Source organism: Shewanella sp. 10N.286.45.A1, from assembly GCF_041470405.1.
GTDB lineage: Bacteria > Pseudomonadota > Gammaproteobacteria > Enterobacterales > Shewanellaceae > Shewanella.
Window position 1 is genome coordinate 1 of record NZ_JBFRMK010000271.1, and the last position, 5765, is coordinate 5765.

Sequence of the window (5765 nt, forward strand, 5' to 3'; positions counted from 1 at the left end):
TTAAGTGAACGGCATTACCGCATAATGCGGCCTTTTTTCTCTTTATAATCTTTGCCTTTTACCGAGAAACCTTCACTTCAGGCGAGTTAAGCAGTGCCAAAATAGGATTCGCAGACATAACCCGTGCTTTAAGCGATAAACCGATTATGAGGCCTGCGACAAAGCCACCAATGTGCGCCCAATATGCAACTCCGCCCTCGGCCGCCCATGCGCCAAAAAGGTTTAGCAATAACCAAATAGCAAAAAATACCATTGGCGATAACTTCTTTTGGTAGATAACAAACATAAAGGTGAGGCTGGCATGCCTAAACCACAACAGGTACATGCCAAATAACCCTGCTATAGCGCCACTCGCACCAACCATAAAGATAGCTGAAGTTGGGTCAGACGCTATTTGCGCGAATGCAGCGGCAAAACCACATAGAAGATACACAGCCAAAAAGCGTGAATGACCAATTGCATCCTCTAAATTATCACCCACCACATAGAGAAAATACATATTACCCAACAGATGGATAATATCGCCATGCAGGAACATATGGCTTAGCAACGGCATCACCTGCTGACCTTGCATCACCAACGATGGCTGCATCGCAAAATGATCGAACACCCACACTGTTGCCGGTTCGCTATAACCATAAGCAAAGAAGATGATGATATTTAACGCCAGCAAAGCATAAGTAACCCACGGCTTAGTCTTGGTTTTGAGGTTATACTCAATCGGCATCTGCAATAGAAATTGAAACAGCCAGGTTTTAACGCTGGTTTTCTGATTAAGTAGCTCTAATGCCGCTCTTACTCTAGGAGATTGCACCACCTTTTCACGTTCATGCTCATCGATCCAAACGCCAGTGCAAGAGTGGCAAACATCGACCTCTATCTGAAAGTCGTCCATCAAATAATAGTGCTGCATATTACATTGGCAATGGCTGCATTTTCGAGATGACACACCTAGATTCTCACCTAAAGCGTTTTCGATGCCAACATTGCTATTGCCATTATCAGCGACTGATAGCGCGCCATTTAGCTCACCACTATCAAACCAAATTCCGCCGCATTGAGTACAGCTATCCACTTCTTGACCATGAAAGTCAAACACTCGCATCGCTTGGCTGTTACAACCAGGACAGATGATTGTCATTTTATATCCTTATTCGACAGTAATATCAGCAGCTTTTAGCTCAATAGCTAATGCTTGGTAGTTATCTTTTAACATTGGCAGGGTTGATTCAGATACCCCTTTGGTTAACTCTTTAAGTTTTTTTGCGCCAAATTTGGCACCGTAAAATCGCGTTTCCATTTTAGAAATAATATCGGCAGATGCCATATAAAAACGCCGCGTCTCGGTTAAGATCTGTGTTGGCGTTTCTAGCGTATTGGCGGAGTAACGCATATTTTCCCAAACAAAGGTGGCCATATTGGGGTGAATACTCTTTAAATCATAAGGAGAGCTTTTCGCTACTGCATCTGCGTATTCATTGATAATGGTCACGTTGTCATTCACTTCATCATAAAGCGCATGTCGCAGATAATAATTATTCTGTTTGTTAGATAATTCATCAAAAACGATAGCTTGTGATAAGCCTTCTTGAGCCGCGAGGTAGACACCGACAATGGTGGCAATGATCATAAATACTTGGCTAATCCAGAAACTAGTCTTTACTAACTCTTGATTATCTAATTTGGGGAAGCGCTTTATAGGTTCTGCAGCAGCGCTGGCCTGAGGTTTGACATCCATTTCTTACATTACTCCTTGATGCTGAATATTTAATTCATAACTCTTAAAATCTAGAACGCCGCAAGCATATACAAAAACAACTTTGCTCGCTATAACCTGTAAGTGTTTTTTAGAGCGGTACTAAGTAGTATTTGGTACTCAATATACAAGAATATAGCGACCATTCTCATCATCAACTAAAACGATAAATTTCACTTGCTTATCGCTCATTTATACATCAACATTGGTCATCGGAAGTTTAGTCAGAATAAGTGAATTTAAATGCTACATACAGCAGCTATGGAACTAACGTCTCCTTTTATTGAAAACAGAAAAGACACCCCGATTGATACCAATAGCCACTGGATAAAACTCACTAATGCGCAGCGATTTGCCTTTTATACCTTAGCGAAATTGGGCTACCAACTTTTGTTTGTTCGTAATGCGAATAATTGCAGCACTGCCGTTGCCAGCCAAGACAATAAACTCGCAACAATAGATGATGAAGGTGAGATTAATTTTAATCCAAGTATCATACTAAGAGAGCAGAAATAGCCTTATTCAGTAACCCTAAACAAGATGCTTCTGACTAAACAACAACACTGCACTTCGCCCCAGTAACATATCAATCATTGATGGCCCATGCTCACCAAGCTCCGCAGATGCCTTAGCGTTAAGCGAACCTAATGTTTTATATTGCGCAGAATCCAACTGGCTAGAACCGCAGACAGAGAAAAACAGCTTAACGATACCGCTAAATGTTGACGACTCTAGCGCTCTAAGCCAAGAGGTTCGCAATGCATCACGGCAACTAAAATCTAAGTGTTCCATGAGTAAACTTGCAAATTTGGGCTCAAGTTGGATTAGGAAGTCCGACTTATGAGGGAAATGATGGCTAATACCGGTACGGCTAATACCTGTTGCCTCAGACAAGCTTGAATAGGACATAACGTCATAACCCATTTCTAGGATCTGCTTCTGCGCTTCAATTAAGATCTGCTCGATAGTGTGCTTAGTTTCAGCTTTTGAACGCTTTGGCATAATACTTCCCGTTACCTTTGTGCAATTGATCTCACTCTATCAAAAGCATGCTGCTGAAACTCGCATCTTGTGTAGCAATCTGACTGGTGTTCAGCTTAGGTTCAGCTAAAAATGGTTGCTATGCTTGTTTAAGGTTGGGCTTTATCGGCAGGCTTGCTGCTATGAGAACGTTGGAATCACGTTAGCTTAATGCAGGCTCACTTTTGCACCAAAGTTGATTGGCTATTAGGTTTATCAAGCTTCGCTTTCATTTCTATAAAAAGAAAAGTCGTGGCGCTTCGCCCACACCCGAGCAAGGAGGACTGCTCGTCCTTATCCTCCTTGCATCCACCATGACGCCCCGACGAAGTTGTTGCTCCTCATGCTCCAATAAAAATTGCCTAACGGCTCAGATGGGACATCCATGTCCCTCCGAGCCTGAACCATCATCTGATAGGCTGGATGCCTGAATGTCTTGAAGTGCATGGATGCACGGGAAAGACCATGATGGTTCTACGGCATTTTCATCTCTGCACTTCGGCAACTCCGATGGGGAGTTGCGTGTTCTGTAAGTTTTTGAAACTAACTTTTGCCCCATTATTTGGTAGACCTTTCACTCATTCATATCCTGTTCACGGACTTTTTCCATACTAAAAGTTATGCGACACAGAAAATATCCCCAATTATTTCCCTCACTAGTCCATTGGGTTAGATTGAAGCTTAAAAAAGAAAGAGCTTATTGCCGATTCATTTAATGCTGGTGTAAACTTGGAAGATATGGAAGATATGGAAGATATGGGAGAGAGTTGGTGTAAACCATTGGATAGAATGACATTTTTCACTAGGTTAGAACGCCAGATTCTTTCTGGTAAAAAAACTGCAACGATTAGAGATAAATCTGAAAGCCATTATTACCCTGGACAGGTTGTTGAAGCATTTACTCACGAAGATGAGCGGAAAATCTGCAGACTAGAAATAGTTGATGTTGAGAATGTTGAGTTTGAAAAGCTCTGTAGAAAACATGCCAAAGCGGAGAATTTACCATTTGTTTTTATGCTCAAATGGCTATTACGAAAGATATACCCAACGGAATCTAGTTTGTATTTTGTCAGCTTTAAAGTTGTTGGGTAACTCATGGCACCTTAGTATAAACATTCATCCGCGGCAGTCTGTAACTAAGAAATGCCCCAAAGTGAGTTTTGTAATTCAAAAGGCAAGTAGGGTGGATAAAACCTTGTCTATACAAAAGCTAATCTGAAAAATTGTGATAATCTAAAGAGGTTGTGCCTATCCTACCTTTTGAAAATCATAATAAAAATCACAAGCTAGACAGTGCTAAGTTTTATAGCCAAACTTTATCTAATCTTTTTACATAGGGGATATTTTTATGGGCAGTAGTGGTTAGTAAAAAATATTTTCTTTCCAGCAGTTATATTAAAGAAGAAATTTTTTAAATTCAATAGCTACAACCTGAATTGAGCGAATGAGGCTATCAGGGTTAATGCTGTATATCGGTCACCCCTTTAATTAATTATTCTACATGTAAAGGGAAGTATATATAAAACAGCTCGGTTAGGCTGTTTGTGCTAACCGAGGTGCTTTCGTGTAGATATTTTTTTGTAAACAAATGTTAGAGATCGATTTTACACTTCCACGGCTCTAACCATGGGCAATGATTTCCGCTTTGGATATTATTTTCAATTTTATAGGTTATTACAGATGTTTGTGCCATAACCGTTCCGTTAATAGATATGCTGCTGATTGCCGCAATAAATAATAAAGATATTATTTTTTTTAACTTGTTCATTATACCGTCCTTAGTTTATATAAATATCTCGGACAACTTAACCGAAAGAGAAACTAATATTTCATATATATTTATAGGAGTAAAGGATTAATTGTGAACTATTGCATAGTGTTAGTGCTAAAATTTCTGTTTAATGTTGTAGGTTTGCGCTCCATAGTCTAGTAAAAAGTAATGCAAAGACAGCCATAGTTAATGGAATCAATCGCGACCTCCTACTATGCTTGATTTGAGCATTTAACAAGGAGGTTGTATGCCGCGTCCAAGACGAACCCTCATTAGCCTTGAAGACACACCTTATTATCACTGCTGCAGTCGTGTTGTTCGGCGCGCCTTTCTCTGTGGTGATGATAAGTACACGGGTAAAAATTACGACCATCGCAGAGCTTGGGTTGAAGAGCAGATACTCAAGCTCAGTGAGGTGTTTGCTATTGATGTCGCGGCGTATGCGGTGATGAGCAATCATCTGCATGTGGTACTGTATATTGATATCGAGCAAGTAAACTCATGGTCAGATAGGGATGTTGTTGAGCAGTGGCACAAATGCTTTAACGGTACAGCACTGACGCAAAAGTTTGCTAAAGGTGAAGTGGTTGATGAGCATTTAGTCGCTCAGTTAAAACATCAAATAGCGATTTACCGCTCGAGACTCAGTGATATCTCATGGTTTATGAGGTGCTTGAATGAACCAATAGCCAGACAAGCGAATCTTGAAGATAATTGCACAGGGCATTTTTGGGAAGGGCGGTTTAAATCTCAAGCACTGTTAGATGAAGCTGCCGTATTGGCTTGTATGGCCTATGTTGAACTAAACCCAATCCGTGCGAAAATGGCACAAACGCCAGAGCAATCAGACTTTACCAGTTTAAAGCTCAGAGTCACCGCAGCGCTTAAAGGTCAACAACCGAGCAAGCTATTAGCCTTTATTGGCAACGAGCGAGAGCACCAGCCCAAAGGTATTGCTTTCTCGCTGCAAGACTACCTTGAACTGGTTGATGAAACAGGCAGGGTTATCCGTAACGATAAGCGTGGCGCGATATCTTCGAATGCAGAAAAAACCCTGAGTCGATTAAATATCCCAGCGACTAATTGGCTGAAAATCATTACCGAGTTCGGGCAGCTTTTTCACGGTCCCGTGGGGACACTGCAAGAGCTAAGCAGCTACTGTGAGCACTTAGATAAACGCCGGCGGCATTTTTCAAATAGTTGTCAGTATATGCAAGT

General features: G+C 41.0%; 7 protein-coding genes. 3 read left to right on the forward strand and 4 right to left on the reverse strand.

Annotation, left to right across the window (positions count from 1 at the left end):
• Nucleotides 1–58: 58 nt before the first annotated feature.
• Both AB4238_RS18230 and AB4238_RS18235 read right to left on the reverse strand, forming a co-directional pair.
• Nucleotides 59–1141 (reverse strand): rhomboid family intramembrane serine protease, encoded by a 1083-nt coding sequence (locus AB4238_RS18230; protein WP_372034726.1) that lies wholly within the window; start codon nucleotides 1139–1141, stop codon nucleotides 59–61.
• Between the two features lie 9 nt (nucleotides 1142–1150).
• On the reverse strand, nucleotides 1151–1738 hold the full coding sequence (locus tag AB4238_RS18235) for a hypothetical protein (RefSeq protein WP_372034727.1): 588 nt from the start codon (nucleotides 1736–1738) through the stop codon (nucleotides 1151–1153).
• Nucleotides 1739–1999: 261 nt separating this feature from the next.
• On the opposite strand from AB4238_RS18235, the gene AB4238_RS18240 reads away from it, so the two are divergent.
• Nucleotides 2000–2272: a hypothetical protein gene (locus AB4238_RS18240; protein WP_372034728.1), complete on the forward strand. Its 273-nt coding sequence runs from the start codon at nucleotides 2000–2002 to the stop codon at nucleotides 2270–2272.
• Between the two features lie 15 nt (nucleotides 2273–2287).
• Here the strand turns inward: AB4238_RS18240 and AB4238_RS18245 are convergent, their stop codons facing one another.
• Nucleotides 2288–2758 carry a TetR/AcrR family transcriptional regulator gene (locus tag AB4238_RS18245; protein WP_372034729.1) on the reverse strand — a complete coding sequence of 157 codons (471 nt, stop codon included), beginning with the start codon at nucleotides 2756–2758 and terminating at the stop codon, nucleotides 2288–2290.
• A gap of 807 nt (nucleotides 2759–3565) precedes the next feature.
• On the opposite strand from AB4238_RS18245, the gene yqfB reads away from it, so the two are divergent.
• Nucleotides 3566–3868, forward strand: coding sequence for a N(4)-acetylcytidine aminohydrolase (yqfB, locus tag AB4238_RS18250; protein WP_372034733.1), 303 nt, complete (start codon nucleotides 3566–3568; stop codon nucleotides 3866–3868).
• A 499-nt stretch (nucleotides 3869–4367) separates the two neighbouring features.
• Here the strand turns inward: yqfB and AB4238_RS18255 are convergent, their stop codons facing one another.
• Complete coding sequence (locus AB4238_RS18255; RefSeq protein WP_372034731.1) at nucleotides 4368–4544, reverse strand: hypothetical protein; 177 nt, start codon at nucleotides 4542–4544, stop codon at nucleotides 4368–4370.
• Between the two features lie 250 nt (nucleotides 4545–4794).
• Here AB4238_RS18255 and AB4238_RS18260 point away from each other — a divergent pair.
• Nucleotides 4795–5765, forward strand: a 971-nt coding sequence (locus AB4238_RS18260) for a transposase (RefSeq protein ID WP_372034732.1), incomplete at its 3' end; no start/stop codon positions are given.

Bases quoted from the DNA above. Each gene is read 5' to 3' on its own strand.
- AB4238_RS18235 (WP_372034727.1), bottom strand. From the start codon at position 1,738: ATGGATGTCAAACCTCAGGCCAGCGCTGCTGCAGAACCTATAAAGCGC.
- AB4238_RS18230 (WP_372034726.1), bottom strand. From the start codon at position 1,141: ATGACAATCATCTGTCCTGGTTGTAACAGCCAAGCGATGCGAGTGTTT.
- AB4238_RS18240 (WP_372034728.1), top strand. From the start codon at position 2,000: ATGCTACATACAGCAGCTATGGAACTAACGTCTCCTTTTATTGAAAAC.
- AB4238_RS18255 (WP_372034731.1), bottom strand. From the start codon at position 4,544: ATGAACAAGTTAAAAAAAATAATATCTTTATTATTTATTGCGGCAATC.
- AB4238_RS18245 (WP_372034729.1), bottom strand. From the start codon at position 2,758: ATGCCAAAGCGTTCAAAAGCTGAAACTAAGCACACTATCGAGCAGATC.
- yqfB (WP_372034733.1), top strand. From the start codon at position 3,566: ATGACATTTTTCACTAGGTTAGAACGCCAGATTCTTTCTGGTAAAAAA.